16 protein-coding genes are annotated in these 17,051 nt (G+C 34.6%); 2 read left to right on the forward strand and 14 right to left on the reverse strand.

Going from position 1 to position 17,051, the window contains the following annotated elements; all coding sequences use genetic code 11:
* Positions 1 to 2 precede the first annotated feature (2 nt).
* The 12 genes from IAE51_RS09260 to IAE51_RS09315 all read right to left on the reverse strand — a co-directional run bounded on the left by IAE51_RS09260 (position 3) and on the right by IAE51_RS09315 (position 10,982).
* Entirely contained in the window at positions 3 to 1,067 is a 1,065-nt protein-coding gene (locus tag IAE51_RS09260; protein ID WP_058203951.1) for a VanZ family protein, read from the reverse strand.
* Positions 1,068 to 1,247: 180 nt separating this feature from the next.
* Positions 1,248 to 3,248 (reverse strand): FtsX-like permease family protein, encoded by a 2,001-nt coding sequence (locus IAE51_RS09265; protein ID WP_029344276.1) that lies wholly within the window; start codon positions 3,246 to 3,248, stop codon positions 1,248 to 1,250.
* Positions 3,241 to 4,020, reverse strand: a complete 780-nt coding sequence (locus tag IAE51_RS09270; protein ID WP_012898329.1) for an ABC transporter ATP-binding protein — start codon at positions 4,018 to 4,020, stop codon at positions 3,241 to 3,243. Before IAE51_RS09270 ends, IAE51_RS09265 begins: the two co-directional genes overlap by 8 nt.
* Positions 4,021 to 4,034: 14 nt before the next feature.
* Complete coding sequence (locus IAE51_RS09275) at positions 4,035 to 4,178, reverse strand: hypothetical protein (RefSeq protein ID WP_014570691.1); 144 nt, start codon at positions 4,176 to 4,178, stop codon at positions 4,035 to 4,037.
* Between the two features lie 30 nt (positions 4,179 to 4,208).
* On the reverse strand, positions 4,209 to 4,568 hold the full coding sequence (locus tag IAE51_RS09280; protein ID WP_200095219.1) for a YxeA family protein: 360 nt from the start codon (positions 4,566 to 4,568) through the stop codon (positions 4,209 to 4,211).
* 119 nt (positions 4,569 to 4,687) lie between these two features.
* The gene (gene aroC, locus IAE51_RS09285) at positions 4,688 to 5,854 is read right to left on the reverse strand and encodes a chorismate synthase (RefSeq protein WP_058223215.1); all 1,167 of its coding nucleotides are present in this window, start codon (positions 5,852 to 5,854) and stop codon (positions 4,688 to 4,690) included.
* A 30-nt stretch (positions 5,855 to 5,884) separates the two neighbouring features.
* The gene (locus IAE51_RS09290; RefSeq protein ID WP_200095221.1) at positions 5,885 to 6,481 is read right to left on the reverse strand and encodes an HAD family hydrolase; all 597 of its coding nucleotides are present in this window, start codon (positions 6,479 to 6,481) and stop codon (positions 5,885 to 5,887) included.
* A gap of 4 nt (positions 6,482 to 6,485) precedes the next feature.
* Entirely contained in the window at positions 6,486 to 7,085 is a 600-nt protein-coding gene (locus tag IAE51_RS09295; RefSeq protein WP_200095223.1) for a DUF1054 family protein, read from the reverse strand.
* 111 nt (positions 7,086 to 7,196) lie between these two features.
* Entirely contained in the window at positions 7,197 to 8,120 is a 924-nt protein-coding gene (locus IAE51_RS09300) for a DMT family transporter (RefSeq protein ID WP_200095225.1), read from the reverse strand.
* Between the two features lie 110 nt (positions 8,121 to 8,230).
* Positions 8,231 to 9,301, reverse strand: coding sequence for a 3-dehydroquinate synthase (gene aroB / locus IAE51_RS09305; RefSeq protein WP_058203548.1), 1,071 nt, complete (start codon positions 9,299 to 9,301; stop codon positions 8,231 to 8,233).
* Positions 9,298 to 10,158: a shikimate dehydrogenase gene (locus IAE51_RS09310; RefSeq protein WP_012898335.1), complete on the reverse strand. Its 861-nt coding sequence runs from the start codon at positions 10,156 to 10,158 to the stop codon at positions 9,298 to 9,300. Before IAE51_RS09310 ends, aroB begins: the two co-directional genes overlap by 4 nt.
* 167 nt (positions 10,159 to 10,325) lie before the next feature.
* Positions 10,326 to 10,982 carry a VTT domain-containing protein gene (locus IAE51_RS09315; RefSeq protein WP_003132768.1) on the reverse strand — a complete coding sequence of 219 codons (657 nt, stop codon included), beginning with the start codon at positions 10,980 to 10,982 and terminating at the stop codon, positions 10,326 to 10,328.
* Positions 10,983 to 11,362: 380 nt separating this feature from the next.
* Between IAE51_RS09315 and IAE51_RS09320 the strand changes: the two genes are divergently transcribed.
* On the forward strand, positions 11,363 to 13,507 hold the full coding sequence (locus IAE51_RS09320; RefSeq protein WP_017864907.1) for an amino acid ABC transporter substrate-binding protein/permease: 2,145 nt from the start codon (positions 11,363 to 11,365) through the stop codon (positions 13,505 to 13,507).
* A gap of 15 nt (positions 13,508 to 13,522) precedes the next feature.
* The gene (locus IAE51_RS09325) at positions 13,523 to 14,266 is read left to right on the forward strand and encodes an amino acid ABC transporter ATP-binding protein (protein WP_003132766.1); all 744 of its coding nucleotides are present in this window, start codon (positions 13,523 to 13,525) and stop codon (positions 14,264 to 14,266) included.
* A 108-nt stretch (positions 14,267 to 14,374) separates the two neighbouring features.
* Here IAE51_RS09325 and IAE51_RS09330 read toward each other — a convergent pair whose 3' ends face one another.
* Entirely contained in the window at positions 14,375 to 16,294 is a 1,920-nt protein-coding gene (locus tag IAE51_RS09330) for a hypothetical protein (protein WP_200095226.1), read from the reverse strand.
* Between the two features lie 21 nt (positions 16,295 to 16,315).
* The gene (locus IAE51_RS09335) at positions 16,316 to 16,957 is read right to left on the reverse strand and encodes a hypothetical protein (protein WP_021722181.1); all 642 of its coding nucleotides are present in this window, start codon (positions 16,955 to 16,957) and stop codon (positions 16,316 to 16,318) included.
* Between the last annotated feature and the right edge of the window lie 94 nt (positions 16,958 to 17,051).

Raw genomic sequence — 17,051 nt, forward strand, 5'->3', positions numbered from 1 at the left:
ATTCACTCCTCATTTGTTTTCAATTTTGCTATCATTTCTGTATCACTCACTCTTTCATACCAAAGTTTTCTTGTTTTCGAGAGAAAAGCAATTAAAACATCTAGTAGAGGTAAAAGACTCAATCCTAAAAAGAGTAAAATAAGTAAAAAGTTTTGTCCCAATTGTTCCTGAGGTATTGTACCTGAACGTTGAAGAAAATATTCTGCTGAGACAATCAAAGCAAAGTTTCCAAAAGATAAAAATTGGCGCAAAGCAATTCTGAAACGATTTTTAGCTTTTATTTGAATTCTCAATAATAATTGACCTGGCGTTGCTTTGAGAACTAGCGGGACAAGTCCTAAAATTATTAATTCTGAATAATAGCCTGTTGGAAGAAATAGACTTCCAATGATAAAAATAAGAACCAAATCAACTAAAAAGGCAATGAAACGTCTTGAAAGACTAACTCTTGAACTTTCAACCTTAGTTGCATCCAAATCTGGTAAAAATCGACTAAAAATAACCGCAATTCCAAATCCAATTAAACTTCCAAGCGTATTAATCATTAAATCATCAACATCAAACAAACGATAAGGTCGAGGATATAGTCCAAAAAGAGCTGACCTTTGGATAAGTTCAAATGATAAAGTTAGCAAAAAGCTTAAAACAAAAGTTTGTTTAAATGAGCGTTTAAATAAATATCTTAAATAAAGGCCAAAAGGCAAGGTTAAAAGTAGATTAAAAAATGGTTGGATAAATGTTGAATCTTTTAGAGCTGCAAGCCAAGTTGAAGGTTCATTTATATTAAAAGGACTATATAAAATAAATTGACGAACAAACTCAAATGGAACTAAGTTTTGCTTTGGACCTGTCATTTTTGCTACTTCACTCACAGGAGGAAGCGGGAAAATTGTCATGGCATAAGCGCAAATGAGATAAAGAATAAATGAAAAATTGACAAAAAAGCGCCAAAAATTAATCCGACCATACCGACGATATTGTACAATCAAATATGGAATTAATGATATAAATAAAAATATAAAAAAGAGAAGAACTCCAATTTGAATTGAATGAAGATAGATCGTCATATTTTCCTTTCCCTAAAGGTAACTATTTTTCTCTAACAAAAGATACATTTAGTGCCGAGAAAACCATTGTTTTTGTTCCTTTTATTATATCAAAAGTAGCTCTCTTTTGTAGCTTTTTCCTTCCCTTGTTTCTTCTATATGGATTTAAACAAAAAAAAAGGCATATTTATGCCTTCTTTTTTATCTTTCAACAATTTTGTAGTAAACACGACTCGTTGCCTTATAAATGAGATAATAAATAAGGGCAAGAATTGCAATAGTGACTAAAGAAATTGTTAAAATAACGGAACGATCAGTAATATCAAACAACATTATTATTTTTTCAATCATGAGATAAGCACCGGCAAAGTGACAAATAGTAATAACTAGTGGAAGGAAGAATATCATACGAACTTGAGATTTGATTGTTTTTTGTACTTCTTCTTTTGAAAGTCCCACTTCTTGTAAGATTTTAAATGAGCGTTTATCTTGTGCCCCTTCGGAAAGTTGTTTGTAGTAGATGATTAATGCAGCTCCAAGAATGAAACTAATTCCTAAAACAAATCCAACAAATACAAGTCCACCAATTTCAGCACGCTGGTCTTGCAAAGCTTCACTACGATAAGAAATTGTTAAATCTTTATTATTTTTAAATTCTTCTTTGAAAGCTTTTGTAAATCTCTTTTCATCAACTGGTTTAAGGTCAAAAAGAATCGTTGTATTTGCTAGATTTTCAAAACCTTGTTGACCACTTATAGCCTTATTAAAATTAGCAAGCGCTTTTTCAAAAGCTTGGTCATTAGCGAAAACAATCATCATATTCTTAGATGAAATTGTAGATGTACTACTTGAAGGGAAATCTTTAACTGACTTGAGATTTTCCTTAACCTCATATGTTTGACCATACCAAGTTACTTCTTTAGGATTAATTGTTGAAGAATTTTTCTTAGATAAATCTATGAGTAAAACTTGATTATCTTTTAAAGATGGAATTTTTTTATTTCCTAAGGATTGTAAACTTTGAATAGTTGTCATTGTCGCATAATAAGAATCCTTATCAAATGACCTTCCTAATTTATTTGAAGTAATAAATTTATCTTTAGAACTTGGAGTTTTATCAACTTGTAAGTCTTGGACGTAGTATAAATTGGCGATATTATCAATATCTATTTTTTTACTATCTGCGGCACTTTTAATTCTATCAATAGTTTCTTCTCTATTCTCATTAGGAGAAACGGAGAAAACTTGTGCTTCTCTTGTATAGAATGTTTTAACCATGTTCTCAGTGCCGAGGAAAACTCCTAAACTAACTACCACCGTCACAATAGTCATTGATAACAAAATTGTGATATTTCCTAGACCAACTGCATTTGCTTTCATTCGATAAAGCATAGAGCTAGTTGTGATGAAATTATTTGGTTTATAATAACTTGGGCGTTTCTTTTTGAGTTTAAGGTACCAAACAGTGAAACTAATATAAAAGAGATAGGTTCCAAAGATAACCAACAAGACAGCGATAAAGAATTTCAACAAAGCTGATATAGGATTATCCACAGTTAGAGCGATATAATAACCTGCTCCAAGAAGAATAACAGCAGCAATAGCGAAAAATAAATTTGATTTTGGTTCTTTTTCGCCTTTCGACTCTTCTCTTAGAAGATCAAGACTTGAAGAGCGCCAGATAATCCAGACTCCAATCATCATTAATATTAAAAAGAAAACAAAGAAGAGAATGGCTAGTATAATAATGGCACCAGGGCTAATAACTAAGTTAAAGTAATTTCCCCCAATCATATTTACAAAAACCAAGAAGAGAAATTTTGAAAAGGCAATTCCACAAATTGTTCCAACAATTACAGTGATGATATAGCTTAAAAGCAACTCTAAAAATGCTACTCCAACAATTCTTGTTTTACCAAAACCAAGAATATCATAGAGTCCAAATTCTTTAGAACGTTGAGTTTGTAAAAAGCGATAACTATAAATTAAGATAAGAACTGCAAAAATTGATAACACAATTAATGCAAAACTCATAATTTGTGAAAGTGAACTTCCCCCTCTTAATTTATGAATTGAGGGGGATAAGGCGATTGATGCAGTAACAAAAATCATTACGAACATCGTAACTGAGGCCATTAAAAAAGGTGCAAAACTTTTAAATCCCTTTTTGATGTTATTGGCCGCAAGTTTTAAACTAAGCATTTAAGGACACCTCCTCATCCTCTGATGCTCCCAAGAAAGCAGTCATTGAAAGAGTAATTTCTTTTGCAAATTCAGTTGAGCTTTTTTCACCACGATAAAGTTGATGGTAAAGAACACCGTCTTTTATAAAAAGAACACGTTTCGCATGGCTTGCAGCTAAACTTGAGTGAGTAACCATGATAATGGTTTGACCACTATCATTAATTTCTTCAAAAAGGTTGAGTAAGTCTTCTGAGTTTTTAAAGTCCAAAGCAGCTGTGGGTTCATCGGCAAGAACTAAATCAGGTTGGCTAATCAAGGCACGTGCTACAGCAACCCGCTGTTTTTGTCCTCCTGAAAGTTCAAAAGGTTGTTTTTCTAAGAGATTTTCAATGTTTAGTTTAGGTGCGAGAATTTTTAGTCTACTCTTCATTAATTCTACGCTTGATTTTGATAAAACGAGTGGAAGGTAAATATTGTCTCTGACGTTAAGGGTATCAAGTAAATTGAAATCTTGAAAGACAAAACCGAGATGATCACGTCTAAATGCAGAAATTTCTTTATCTTTAATAGCCGTAATGTCTTCTTTATTTAAGAGTACTTGTCCAGAAGTTGGTTTTTCAAGAGTTGATAGGATATTCAACAAGGTTGTTTTTCCTGAACCAGATTCCCCCATAATGGCAATATATTCGCCTTCTTCTACACCAAAATCAATGTCAACTAGGGCTGTGGTTTCTTCTTTTGAAAATCTTGTTTTAAAAATTTTCTTGAGATGTTTTACTTCGAGTAACATGTTTTTCTCCTATCTTATCTTTCAATTTCGTTCTTTTTATTTATTTTAGCTAAACGTGTTCGCATTGCCTTCATGGAATAAAGGAGGCAAGCGCCCATTAGTGAAGACAAAATAACTGTAATGGTCATTAGCATAATATTAATTTGCAAAAATGTCATGTTCTTTCCTCTTTCTTTCTGAGACTATTTTTATGAGTTATTATTTAATTTCTTAAGGGCTTCTTTAGGAACCTCTGACTTTTTAACTTCTTCCCAAGAGGTTACTCCTTTAACGGAATTAACTGTTAACTTCAGGTAAGCTTCTTTACGGAGATTGTGGTCTGCCATAAAGTTAACTTTTTTCTCCTTACCATCTTTTTGATACGAATTTATATCATAAATATATTCCGTATATTTATCGCCTGAATCTGTTCTTCCACTTTTTTCTTTGCCATTTTTGGTAATTTGAACATAGTAAGTTCCTCCACCATAAGTTACTTTGTACCATGCAAATCCCGATCCACCGATAAGGACGATAAGTGCTAATATTCCAAAAAATATTTTTTTCATTTTGTTCTCCTTAACTTTTCTTGATAAGTTCATTGTAACAAGAAATATTCGTCTGAAAACTTACAAATTCGTAAGTTATTTATTATATAAAAAAAGCCAGAGACTGGCTTATTTTTTTCTTAATATTCTGATAAACGTTTTTTGTAGTTATCCACAGCAATTTTCAGTTCATTCATTGTATCTGAATTAAATTTATCACAGATTTCTTGAGCGACTACCGTTGCTACTACATTTTCCATCACAACTCCTGCTGCTGGAAGAGCGGTTGGGTCAGAACGTTCTACACTTGCTTTGTAGGGTTCATGGCTTTCGGTATCAATAGACATCAAGGGTTTATACAATGTTGGAATAGGTTTCATGACTCCACGGACGATGACTTGTTCACCATTTGTCATTCCTCCCTCAAAACCGCCTAACTGATTACTTGAACGAGTGTAGCCTTTATCCTCAGACCAGATGATTTCATCCATCACTTGACTTCCTGGTCGTTTTCCTGCTTCAAATCCAAGTCCAAATTCAACTCCTTTGAAGGCATTGATAGAAACAACCGCAGCAGCAATTTTTGCATCCAACTTTCTGTCATATTGGACATAAGAACCAAGACCTGCCGGAACTCCTTCTACTCTGGTTTCAATTATTCCACCAATTGTATCTCCAGCTTTTTTTATTTGGTCGATGTAATTGCGTAATTCTTCTGCTTGACTCTCATCAAAAATAGACAAATCGCTAAGGCCAGCTGTCTGACGAATCTCTTGAACACTTAAATTTTCTGGACTTGTAATTTCTCGTCCGCCAAAATTTACGACATGATTAGCTATTTCAATTTCTAATTCGTGAAGTAGTTTTTTTGCCACAGCTCCAACCGCAACACGCATTGTTGTTTCACGCGCTGACGAACGTTCTAAAACATTTCGTAAGTCTTCAAATTCATATTTCATTCCGCCAACTAAATCGGCATGTCCTGGGCGTGGTTTGGTCAAACGACGTTGTTTTTTAATTTTATCTTCAACATCTTGGGCTGCCATAATCTGTTCCCAATTCTTGAAATCACGGTTTGTAACATTAAGTGTAATCGGGCTACCAATTGTTTTTCCGTGTCGAACGCCTGAAGTAATTTCAACTTGGTCAGACTCAATTTTCATCCGTCCGCCACGACCATAGCCGCCTTGACGACGTTTAAGTTCAATATTAATATCTTCTGCTGACAATGAGAGACCGGCTGGCACTCCTTCAATAATTGCTGTAAGTCTTGGGCCGTGAGATTCTCCCGCTGTAAAATAACGCATTTTATACCTCCATTTTTAGTAACTTTTTACTTATTTCATTTCAAAAATTTGAATAATATCTGTTAATTTATTAATTTGCTGTGAATTTTTTGCTGAAAGAAAATTGATTGATTGAATGCCACTATTATGGGCTGCTTCAATATCAAGGATTCGGTCACCAATATAATAGGTTTCTTCAGGCTTTAATTTATACTTCTCAAGTAAATAATTGATTGCTTCAGGATGAGGTTTTCTTTTAAATCCATTTTCAGAAGTGACTATTTCTAAAAAATAGGGGGAAATTTCCAGCTGATTAAGCAAATCATAAGCATTTTTGCCTTTGTGAGTATAAATGAAATTTTGAATCTTTTCTTTTTGAGTCCAATCTAAAACGGCTTTTGCACCAACCATTAATTTAATTTCGTCATTTTTAGCTGTTGAATTTGTCGTGAAATCTTCTTTTATTTCTTGAAAAGGAACGGTTTGTTCTTTTAGTAAAGCATTGACTGACTGACCTTTTATAAAATTATATACTGTTTCTCGGTCAAATGGTAGGTTAAAGTTTGCAAATGATTCGGACAAGGCTTCTAAAAACACCTCATAGCTATCAATTAGTGTTCCATCTAAATCCCAAATAAATGTTGTCATTAGATTATGCCTCCATTAATTTTTGATAAATCGGTAGGAGTTGGTCAATTGTTTCTATCATTTCCGCTAGAATTATTGAGTCCTCTTTGCCGTTAAATCTTTCTTTAGGCCAAAGCCGTCCAATTTCCAATTCAGATTTTTTTACTTTTCCTAAGCGTTCAGCGGCTTCTCTAAATGCTGACAGGGGATAAATTTCTGCTTTTGTATGGTCCTTTGAGATTACGTAATCTTCTGTCAGTAACTTTTCTACTGACAGATTTGTCAGTAAGTTGGCGTATTCTTTTTGCTTTTTAGGCTGGTCTATCATTGATAAATAAATAAAAACGTAATCTTCCCAAATTCCTAATTGAAAATGGGCTTCCATTTTATAACCACGGACTTTTGTGGAAATTGCTGACCAAGTGTTTTCAGGCGCATTTGCTGTTCTTCTGCGATGTTGAGCGATGTGAAAGTAAAATTCTTGATTTGGAATTTTTACTGACAGCTCTGTCAGTAACTTTTGACCAATTTCAGAAAAAACAGGTTGAATTTCAGAACGAATCTCAGTCATTCTTGGTTCTAAACCTTCTATTTTAAAAATTTCAAATGATTTTTGAGTAAACATTTTAGAGTGATTATCCTCAATTTTCTAAGTTCTTTTATAGATATTACTGCTTAGTGAACGCGCAGACGGAAGGCAGTGAGCGTGAAGTCCTGTTCCATATTACTAGCTACTTTATAAAAATTTAATGAATATTATTCCGGTCAGCATAATTAGAATCCCAACAATTTGCCAAATTTGAATGCCATATTTACTTGAGCGCCACCAACCAAATTGTTGAACCAACATACTGCCTAAAATTTGTCCAATCAAGCCCATCATAATTGTCAGCCCTGCACCAATTTGCGGAACAGCAACGACTGTTGCAAAAACGAATGAGGCTCCTAAAAATCCACCAATTCCATTCCAAGGTTTTGCTTTTTTTAATTCTGAAATTTTTGGCAAACGGTGGTCAATAAAAAGAGACACGATAAAAATAGCTAAAAATCCAATGAAGAACGAAACAAAGGCTGCTTGTGCAGTATTTTCAAGTAAAACTCCCAATCGGCCATTAATTGCTTGTTGAGCAGCCGACATTGCCCCAACGATGACCGCCCAAATTCGCCAGCCTAGTAAGTTAGTTTGGTGCGTTTCTGCTTCTTTTTCTTTTAAATTAGGAAGAACAACCGCGACAATAACACCAGCTAAAGTAATAACAATTCCCAAAAAGCGCATCAGAGTCATCGGAAGTTGCATGGCATGAAACCAGCCAAATGAATCAATAAGTGTCCCCATCAATATTTGACCCAAAATAGGTAAAATCACTGTTTGGACAGCTCCTAATCTTGGAAAAAGTAAAACATTAGACGTTAGGAAAATCCCACCAAGAACCCCACCAATCCATATCCATGCTGGGTGTGAGCCAACAAATTGAAAACTAGGAAAAAGTGTTTGACTTGTCACTATAGTGATGATTCCTAAAAAAATCGAACCAACAAAGTTGGAAATTCCAGAGGCTAAAAATGGTGAGCCAACAATTTTTCGTAAATCCGCATTGATTGGATTTTGATTAGCAAGTAAAAAACCGCCAACTAAAGCAAAAGCTAGGTAAATATACATCGTTTCTCCTTTAAATAAGTGTTTTTACAGCTTTTATAAAAGCTGGGAGTTTTTTAATGCTACCACATTTTTGTAATTTTTAGATAGGGTTCCTCTCCGAATAACTCAAGTTATTTTTTGAGATAGTCTTTCATTTCTTCAAAAGTCACTTCATTAATTTTAGCAGTGCCAATTTCAGGAACAATAACGGTTTTGATGATTCTTCCTCGTGCTTTTTTATCATGAGTTAAGGCTTTAAACAAAAGCTCTTCATCCCAAGGTTGATATTCGTCAGGTAAACCAAATTTTTTGACCATCTTTCGGATCTGGTCAGTAATTCCTTTGGGCATAAGACCTTTGAGTTCGGCAATTTTACTGATTTGAACCATTCCAATAGCAACTGCTTCTCCATGCATCACTTTTCCATAGCCTGCAGTATTTTCAACAGCATGTCCAATTGTATGACCAAAGTTCAAATAGAGCCGTACACCATTGTCTAATTCATCATCAACAACCACTTTTCGTTTTACTTCACAAGACCGATAGATAATTTCTTCAATCTTATCAAGCTTTTTTACCAAATCATCCGCTGACAAGTCTGTCAGTAAATTCCAGAGGTCTTTGTCAGCAATTAGGGCGCACTTGATGACCTCCCCCAGTCCTTCACGGAATTCTCTTTGACCGAGCGTTTGCAGAACTTCTGGGTCAATTAACACGCCGTCAGGCTGTGTAAAAGTCCCAATCATATTTTTAGCCATTTTGGAATTAATTCCTGTTTTCCCACCAATAGAACTATCCACTTGGGCGGTCAAACTTGTTGGAATTTGTAAGAAATGGATGCCACGCATGTAAGTAGAAGCTACAAAACCAGCTAAATCACCTGTTACTCCACCACCGAGTGCAATAATTCCGTCAGAACGAGTCAATCCAAATTCGGCACAAAAGTTCCAAGCATTTTCGGCTGTCAGTAAATTTTTACTAGCTTCTCCTTCCGGAAATTCAAAAGTTGCCACTTCAAAACCTACTTTTTCAAGTTGGTCAACAACTTTTTGACCATAAAGTCCATTGACATGATTATCAGAAATCAAAACAATTTTTTGCTTCTTCCACAATGAAGAAACCCAAGTTCCAATATTAGCCAAGGCCCCATTTTCGATGATGACATCATAGGGATATTCTGGTAAATTCACATTTAATTTCATGCTTCTTTCTCCATTTCTAATGTAATTTCTGCAACAGGCATTTTTTTACCTGTCCATAAATAAAAGCTTTCCGCCGCCTGTCCAATGAGCATGCCAAGTCCATTTTCAGTTTGAGCTCCTTGCCCTTTTGCCCAACGTAAAAATGGTGTTTCTCTAACTTTATAAATAGCATCTACCACCAAAAGTTTTTCAGGAAGAACTAAGCTCTTTTCCAGCGGCAAAGATTCTCCATCCATTCCAACTGAGGTTGCATTTACTAATAAGTCGGTCTGTTTCAACTCTTTTTGTAATCTATCAGCTTCAGATAAGTCTGTCAGTAAAATTTCAATCCCTGTTTTTACTGACAGCTTTTCCAATTTCTCTTTTAGCGGAATATATGAGGCCGATTTTCTTGCTGCGACCACAATTTTTTTAGCTCCAGACAAAGCTGCCTGAGCAATAATTGCAATTGCTGCACCCCCTCCACCAAGAATAAGCATTTGTTTATTTTGGATATTGAAATGATATTTTTCTAAACTATTGAAAAATCCTATACCATCTGTATTGTGTCCAATTAATTTTCCTGATTGATTGACAACTGTATTAACAGCTCCAATTAATTCAGCTGCCGGACTCAATTCGTCCATAAATGGAATAATTTCTGTTTTATAAGGCATTGAAATATTAAGTCCATACATGTCCAAAGTACGAACATTATCCACAATAGCTGGCAATTTTTCAGCCTCAACTTCCCATGCTAAATAAACACCATTTTCATTCGTTAAATCAAAAGCCAGATTATGAATAAATGGTGACAAGCTGTGTTTAATTGGGTTTGCTACAACAGCAGCCATACGAGTGTAGCCGTTAATGTTCATAAAAATTCTCCAAAATTACTGATGAAACTACTAATATATCCATAATTGCGCAAGACGCAAAAGGCTCAACTATGCTAGTGTCTTTGTCAGTAAATTCTATTGTCATTGACATATCAATCGATAAAAAAAAGGACTGACAGTTTTGTAAGTCCTATTTTATCATAAAGTTAAGCTTCCTTGCGACTTCCAAGAACGCGTTTCAAAATGCCAATAATTGCCGGTAGTAGTGACACAAAGACAATAGCAATCATGATGATTTCAAAATGTTTTTTAACAAAAGGAATTCCACCAAATAAATAGCCTGCACCTAAGGCAACAATAACCCAAGCAAAACCACCGATGAAGTTAAAGAAAATAAACTTTTTATGTGGCATTTTACCAGCACCAGCTGTAAATGGAACAATCGTCCGAATGATTGGCATGAATCGCCCTAAGAAAATGGCCCAAGAACCCCATTTTTCAAAAAATTGATGAGCTTCTTCCATATATTCTGGTTTTAAGAAACGAGAAAGCCATTTATGTTTTGGAATGACATCCCCAAATCTTCGACCAATTTCATAATTCAACAGATTAGCAATGAAGGCAATAATCCCCATCACCAAAATCAATAAGCCAATAGATAATTTTCCGTTTGACATTGCTGCCAAAGAACCAACAAAAAATAAAATGGAATCCCCAGGCAAGAAGGGGAAAATCACTAATCCTGTTTCAATAAAAATAATCGCCCCTAAAACAACATATATCCAAATATGACCATTAGGCATCTGGGCAAAATTAGCCATCCAGTCATTAAAGAAACCAAAAATCGAAAGTTGTACAAACATAATATTCCTTTTCAAAAGTTAAAAATTCTTACAATAGTTTTGTTTACTTAAATAGAATACATCCATAAAGAATTCATTCAAGCACTCGTTCAATTTTACAACAAAAAGGGCCTTTTGACAATAACAACTTTCTTATAATTTATCAGAGAAATCTCAAAACTAATGGTCAAACAATGTCAGAAAACCTAACATCAGCTTGCTTATAAGCAACTTTTGTGGTATAATTTTTCCAGAATAAAATAAACTGAGCTTAGCTCCTAATAAATATAGGAAACTAAAAGAATGTTATTCCAACACTTATTTAGAAGAACATTTTTTTAATTTTCATTTTTTTATATTTAAAAGAAGACAAGCTCAAATCTCATATTCGAGGAGACAAAATGAAGAAATTATTTTTCGCTCTGGCAATGATGCTTGCCACTGTTACAGCTTTCCTAGTCGCACCTTCGGTTAAGGCCGAGACAACTGTAAAAATTGCATCCGATAGCTCATACGCTCCATTTGAATTTCAAAATGGTCAGAAAAAATGGGTAGGGATTGATGTTGATATCATGCAAGAAGTTGCTAAAATCAATGACTGGAAATTAGAAATGTCATATCCTGGTTTTGATGCAGCTCTCCAAAACCTTAAAGCTGGACAAGTAGATGGTGTAATTGCAGGAATGACAATCACTGACGAACGTAAAGAAACTTTTGATTTTTCAAATCCTTACTATACATCAGCATTAACCATTGCTACAACTAAAGACTCTAAACTTTCTGATTACAGTGATCTTAAAGGTAAAGCAGTTGGAGCAAAAAATGGGACTGCTGCACAAACATGGCTTCAAGAAAATCAAAAGAAATATGGTTACACAATCAAAACCTATTCTGACGGTGTTCATATGTTTGCCGCTCTAAGCTCTGGTAATATTGCTGGAGCAATGGACGAAGTTCCAGTTATTTCTTACGCTATGAAACAAGGGCAAGATTTAGCAATGAACTTCCCATCAATCTCCCTTCCAGGAGGCTATGGTTTTGCCGTAATGAAAGGCAAAAATTCAACGCTTGTCGATGGTTTCAATAAAGCACTCGCTGAAATGAAATCAAACGGAGATTATGATAAAATCCTCAAAAAATATGGGATTACTGCCACTAAAAAAGCAACCCCTAAAAAAGATGTTTACACCATTGCTTCAGATAATAGCTTCGCTCCATTTGAATTCCAAAATGATGATAAACAATTCACTGGTATCGACGTTGACTTGCTTAACGCTATTGCTAAAAACCAAGGTTTCAAACTAAAATGGAATTTCATCGGTTTCCAAGCAGCTGTTGACTCTGTTCAATCTGGACATGCTGACGGAATGATGTCAGGAATGTCAATCACTGATGCTCGTAAACAAGTTTTCGATTATGGTAGTCCTTACTATTCTTCAAACTTAACTATTGCCACATCAAGTACAGATGACTCTATCAAGTCATGGAAAGACCTTAAAGGTAAAACTCTTGGTGCTAAAAACGGAACTGCTTCTTTTGATTATCTTAATGCCCATGCAAAAGAATATGGCTACACTGTAAAAACTTTTACTGATGCAACAACCATGTATTCATCATTGAATAACGGTTCTATCAATGCTCTAATGGATGACGAACCCGTCATTAAATACGCCATTAAACAAGGGCAAAAATTTGCCACTCCAATTAAACCAATTCCTGACGGACAATATGGATTTGCTGTTAAAAAAGGAAGCAATCCAGAGTTGATTGAAATGTTTAACAATGGTTTAGCAAATCTCCGTGCCAATGGTGAATATGATAAAATCATTGATAAATATTTAGCGAGTGATGCTAAAACAATCCAATCAAGTGCAAAAGAAAATACTTTCTTTGGTATTTTACAAAATAACTGGGAACAAATTGGCCGTGGTCTACTCGTTACTCTTGAACTTGCCATTCTCTCATTTATCTTAGCAATGATCGTCGGAATTATCTTTGGACTCTTCTCAGTAGCTCCAAGCAAGATTCTACGTACAATTGCACGCATCTATGTTGACCTTAACCGTTCAATTCCGCTTTTAGTGTTAACAATCTTTATCTTCTACGGAATTCCTAACCTGTTACAAATCATTACGGGTCACCAATCACCACTTAATGAATTTACAGCGGGTGTTATCGCCCTTACTTTGAACTCTTCTGCTTATATTGCAGAAATCGTTCGTTCTGGTGTTCAAGCTGTACCTTCTGGACAAATGGAAGCCAGTCGTTCACTTGGTGTGACTTACCTGACATCAATGCGCAAGGTTATCTTACCTCAAGCCATTAAAATTACAATCCCTAGTTTGATTAACCAATTCATCATCACATTGAAAGATACAACATTAGTTTCAGTTATCGGACTTGTTGAATTGCTCCAAACAGGTCAAATTATCGTGGCACGTAACTTCCAAGCCTTCCGTGTTTATGGATTAATTGGTTTAGTTTACATGATTGTCCTCCTCTTCTTGATGTGGATTGGACGTCGCGTAGAAAAAAGAATGAAATAAGGAGAACATACTAATATGGGAATCAATACTCAAATCGAAGTCACTGATCTTCACAAATCTTTTGGAAAAAACGAAGTTCTAAAAGGAATTACAACAAAATTTGAAAAAGGTGATGTAGTCTGCATCATTGGCCCTTCAGGTTCTGGAAAATCAACTTTTCTTAGAGCTTTAAATGGGCTTGAAACAGCTACTTCTGGCGATATTATTATTGACGGATTTAACCTTACTGATAAAAATACAAATCTTAATCTTGTTCGTCAAAACGTTGGAATGGTTTTCCAACATTTCAATCTTTTCCCAAATATGACTGTGATGCAAAATATTACTTATGCTCCAGTTGAACTGAAAAAGATGTCAAAAGATGATGCAGATAAAAAAGCAATTCAACTTCTTGAAACAGTTGGCTTGTTAGATAAAAAAGATGCAATGCCTGAAATGCTTTCAGGAGGTCAAAAACAACGTGTTGCTATCGCCCGTGCCCTCGCAATGAATCCTGACGTTATGCTCTTTGACGAGCCAACCTCAGCACTTGACCCTGAAATGGTTGGTGACGTTCTAGCCGTTATGCAAAAATTGGCCGAAGAAGGAATGACAATGCTTATTGTTACTCACGAAATGGGCTTTGCACGTAAAGTTGCTAACCGCGTAATCTTTACGGATGGTGGAGTTATCTTGGAAGATGGTACACCAGAAGAACTCTTTGATAGCCCAAAACATCCCCGTTTACAAGACTTCTTATCAAAAGTTTTGAATGCATAAAATAGAAAAATCCCATTAAAATTTAAATGGGATTTTTTTATTTATTCATTCTCTATTTTATTATAAATACAAGTGTTTTTGAAAAAATAAAAACCAGAGCTCTGGTTTTTATTTTTTTACTATTTTCAAAAATTTATAAAACTTATTAAATCCTGTAATTGTTCCAATAGCAACTACACCGCCAGCAAATATTCCAGCTGTTCCTGCCACTTGTATTTCCAAATTATGAGCTGACACGTTTGGATATTTAGACTGCTCGTTATTTATTGCTACAACAGATGATTGAGGCATTTGGGAAATCTCTGTAGGCATTTTTAAAGGCAGTTTAAGTGGTGAATCAATCTCTTTGTTTACTTCTTTGAAGGTATCATTTGATTCACTATTAGGTTTCTCATTTTTATGAATTGCTTCTTTTTTTATAGTTTCTTGTTCCTGTGGTTGATCTACTGTTGTTGAATCCTTGCTAGTTTGTTTACCTTGTTCATTTTTTCTTTTTGCTGTAGAACTCTGCTTACTTGAATTGTTATCACTTGTGGTAGGTACAACAACTTTTGAAACAATGAGTGTAAAGTGCAACTCTTGATTTTTATATTTCTCACCTGAGATTGCATCTTTTAAAGTAGCATATTGCTGACCATCAGTTGTCACTACTTTCGAAATATAGTAATTGTCCGGTAAATTAGGGAGTTCAGGCATAATAACTGCTTCATTTATCTCACCTTCAGTATCATTAATTGTTGGCAGTAAAATCGACTGGTCTACCACATCAGAACTATATTGATAATTAAAATATGCTTTTCCAATAGGAAGCTTCTTATAAGTAACATTAATTACATTATTTTCCGCATCATTATTTGCCACAACTAAAGGAGGGGCAGACACAAAAATATACCCGGGTATTTCTGGCGTAAGGAAAGAAAAGGTATTTATATCAACAATATCCCTGAGCTGTTTACCTAACACCTTAATTGTATCTCCCACATTAGCGTTTATAATGGAAGGGGAAAAATTTGTTATTGGTTGGTTGGTATCTTGATCAAGATAGTTAACCTGAACACTCTGCGTTCCTTTATAAGCATTAAACTCATCTTCTGTACTCGAATAGGTCAAACGTCCAAAATTACCTCCAGTCGAGCCAATTATTCCCAGTGACATTGAACGAGCAACTGTTATTTTTTCCGAAAGAGTTGTAGCTTTCCCCCCATTTTCTGACGAGATTGTATATGTTAATTCCCCTGTTACATTCTTATCATTAGTAAGTGTGCTACTTGGCTGCCAATCTATTTTCATATTTTCAGTAATTGTACTTCCAGTATTTGGAACTGAAGTGGTTGGATAAGCCTGTTTAATTAACTCCCCCAAATTATTTGTCTGACGAATTGAAACATTGTTGGATGCCGCGTTTTCTGTACCAGATCCGTCTAAATCTACATCAGAGTTTTGATATAGATCTCTACCCATGAAGATTGAATCTGACAGGCCACCAATACCCAAATACTTTCCAACAACATTTGAAGTCCCATCGGCAGCTAAATTTGATTTCAAATTATTTGCAATAAAATCTGTAGATTTTGGTGTTAAGATAAATCCTAGAGAATCACCAGCAGCAAAAGGGTCTGTACTAGAATTAGCTTGTAATGAAAAATTACCCGAAAAGCTGACTTTCTGAGTCATATCAATCGCACCATTAAATAAAGCATATCCAGCAGATTTAGACTTATTATTTACTAAATTCACTGAAAAGGTAGACGTTTCTACAGTCTCAGCTGACCCTATATTTGTCCATAACGCCGAATTCTGATTCGACTGCGGAGGATAGATATGGTTTCCAGTATCAAAACTCTGATCTGGAACTAGCTGAGAAATTGTAGTATCTGCCTGAACACTCTTGTAGAAAGCATCATTTAAAAAATGGAATGACAGTGTATAAGTGAAAATTATTATAAAAAGAATCAATTTTGAACAAAAATTAATTTTCTTTATTAAATAAGAAGTTGTTAACTTAAAATATTTGTCGTTATTGTTCAAACTTAATTCCTTTCTTATAAATTACTGTAATTGACTTTCACTCACTAACTGCCTTGATTTAAGAAGAGCACTCTTTTCATTCATAATTAAATCACGAACTTGCAAATCTTGAGATTCTAATTCTAATAAGTTAATCGCTTCTGATAAATTCTTAACTTCTTTATCTTCTATACATCCGATGATATAATTCAAGCTTCGCGAATTAAGATATTTTTCTGGTAGTTGAGGCACCTCTAAAATTTCTTCTTTTAGAATCTGGTTTATTTTTTTTATAATTTCATTTTCTTTTTTTTGATATTTTTTCAAAAATAATCTTTTAACCATTCTTTTCCCTAAAGGAAAATAGTCTCTCATCCATAACCATTGGGAGCCTATACGTATACCATTACCTAACACCAGGGCAACAAAACTGATTGAGAACATTCTTACAAAAACTTCTGTGGCACCTGTTTTTGCTGCTACTCTCCCAAACATACCAGATTTTTCGGTCATAAACCAAACAATTAAAATCGAAGAAATGAGAAATCCTAGAAAAATTGCTTGCCACTCAACCTGACGGGCGACTCGTCGTTCATAATTTTGTTTCAGCTCATCTGAACTTTGCAAAAGTTCTTCTAGCTTTGTTAGTACATCCAATAGCTGATGACAATAATCAAGAATCACGTTGCCCCTCTCTAATTTGCAGTATTTTATTTAAAGAACTCCATCAATTTTAACATGTTTGTCTTTATTTTGCAATCTTATTCCCTTAAAATAA

Origin of the sequence: Lactococcus sp. S64, assembly GCF_016516525.1 — a bacterium.
GTDB classification, from domain to species: Bacteria; Bacillota; Bacilli; order Lactobacillales; family Streptococcaceae; genus Lactococcus; species Lactococcus lactis.

Excerpts from the sequence above, each read along its gene's own strand:
- aroC (WP_058223215.1), bottom strand. The coding sequence starts at position 5,854 with ATGCGTTATTTTACAGCGGGAGAATCTCACGGCCCAAGACTTACAGCA.
- IAE51_RS09300 (WP_200095225.1), bottom strand. The coding sequence starts at position 8,120 with ATGTATATTTACCTAGCTTTTGCTTTAGTTGGCGGTTTTTTACTTGCT.
- IAE51_RS09310 (WP_012898335.1), bottom strand. The coding sequence starts at position 10,158 with ATGAACATTAACGGCTACACTCGTATGGCTGCTGTTGTAGCAAACCCA.
- IAE51_RS09260 (WP_058203951.1), bottom strand. The coding sequence starts at position 1,067 with ATGACGATCTATCTTCATTCAATTCAAATTGGAGTTCTTCTCTTTTTT.
- IAE51_RS09280 (WP_200095219.1), bottom strand. The coding sequence starts at position 4,568 with ATGAAAAAAATATTTTTTGGAATATTAGCACTTATCGTCCTTATCGGT.
- IAE51_RS09265 (WP_029344276.1), bottom strand. The coding sequence starts at position 3,248 with ATGCTTAGTTTAAAACTTGCGGCCAATAACATCAAAAAGGGATTTAAA.
- IAE51_RS09290 (WP_200095221.1), bottom strand. The coding sequence starts at position 6,481 with ATGACAACATTTATTTGGGATTTAGATGGAACACTAATTGATAGCTAT.
- IAE51_RS09325 (WP_003132766.1), top strand. The coding sequence starts at position 13,523 with ATGGGAATCAATACTCAAATCGAAGTCACTGATCTTCACAAATCTTTT.
- IAE51_RS09295 (WP_200095223.1), bottom strand. The coding sequence starts at position 7,085 with ATGTTTACTCAAAAATCATTTGAAATTTTTAAAATAGAAGGTTTAGAA.
- IAE51_RS09275 (WP_014570691.1), bottom strand. The coding sequence starts at position 4,178 with ATGACATTTTTGCAAATTAATATTATGCTAATGACCATTACAGTTATT.
- aroB (WP_058203548.1), bottom strand. The coding sequence starts at position 9,301 with ATGAAATTAAATGTGAATTTACCAGAATATCCCTATGATGTCATCATC.
- IAE51_RS09320 (WP_017864907.1), top strand. The coding sequence starts at position 11,363 with ATGAAGAAATTATTTTTCGCTCTGGCAATGATGCTTGCCACTGTTACA.
- IAE51_RS09270 (WP_012898329.1), bottom strand. The coding sequence starts at position 4,020 with ATGTTACTCGAAGTAAAACATCTCAAGAAAATTTTTAAAACAAGATTT.
- IAE51_RS09315 (WP_003132768.1), bottom strand. The coding sequence starts at position 10,982 with ATGTTTGTACAACTTTCGATTTTTGGTTTCTTTAATGACTGGATGGCT.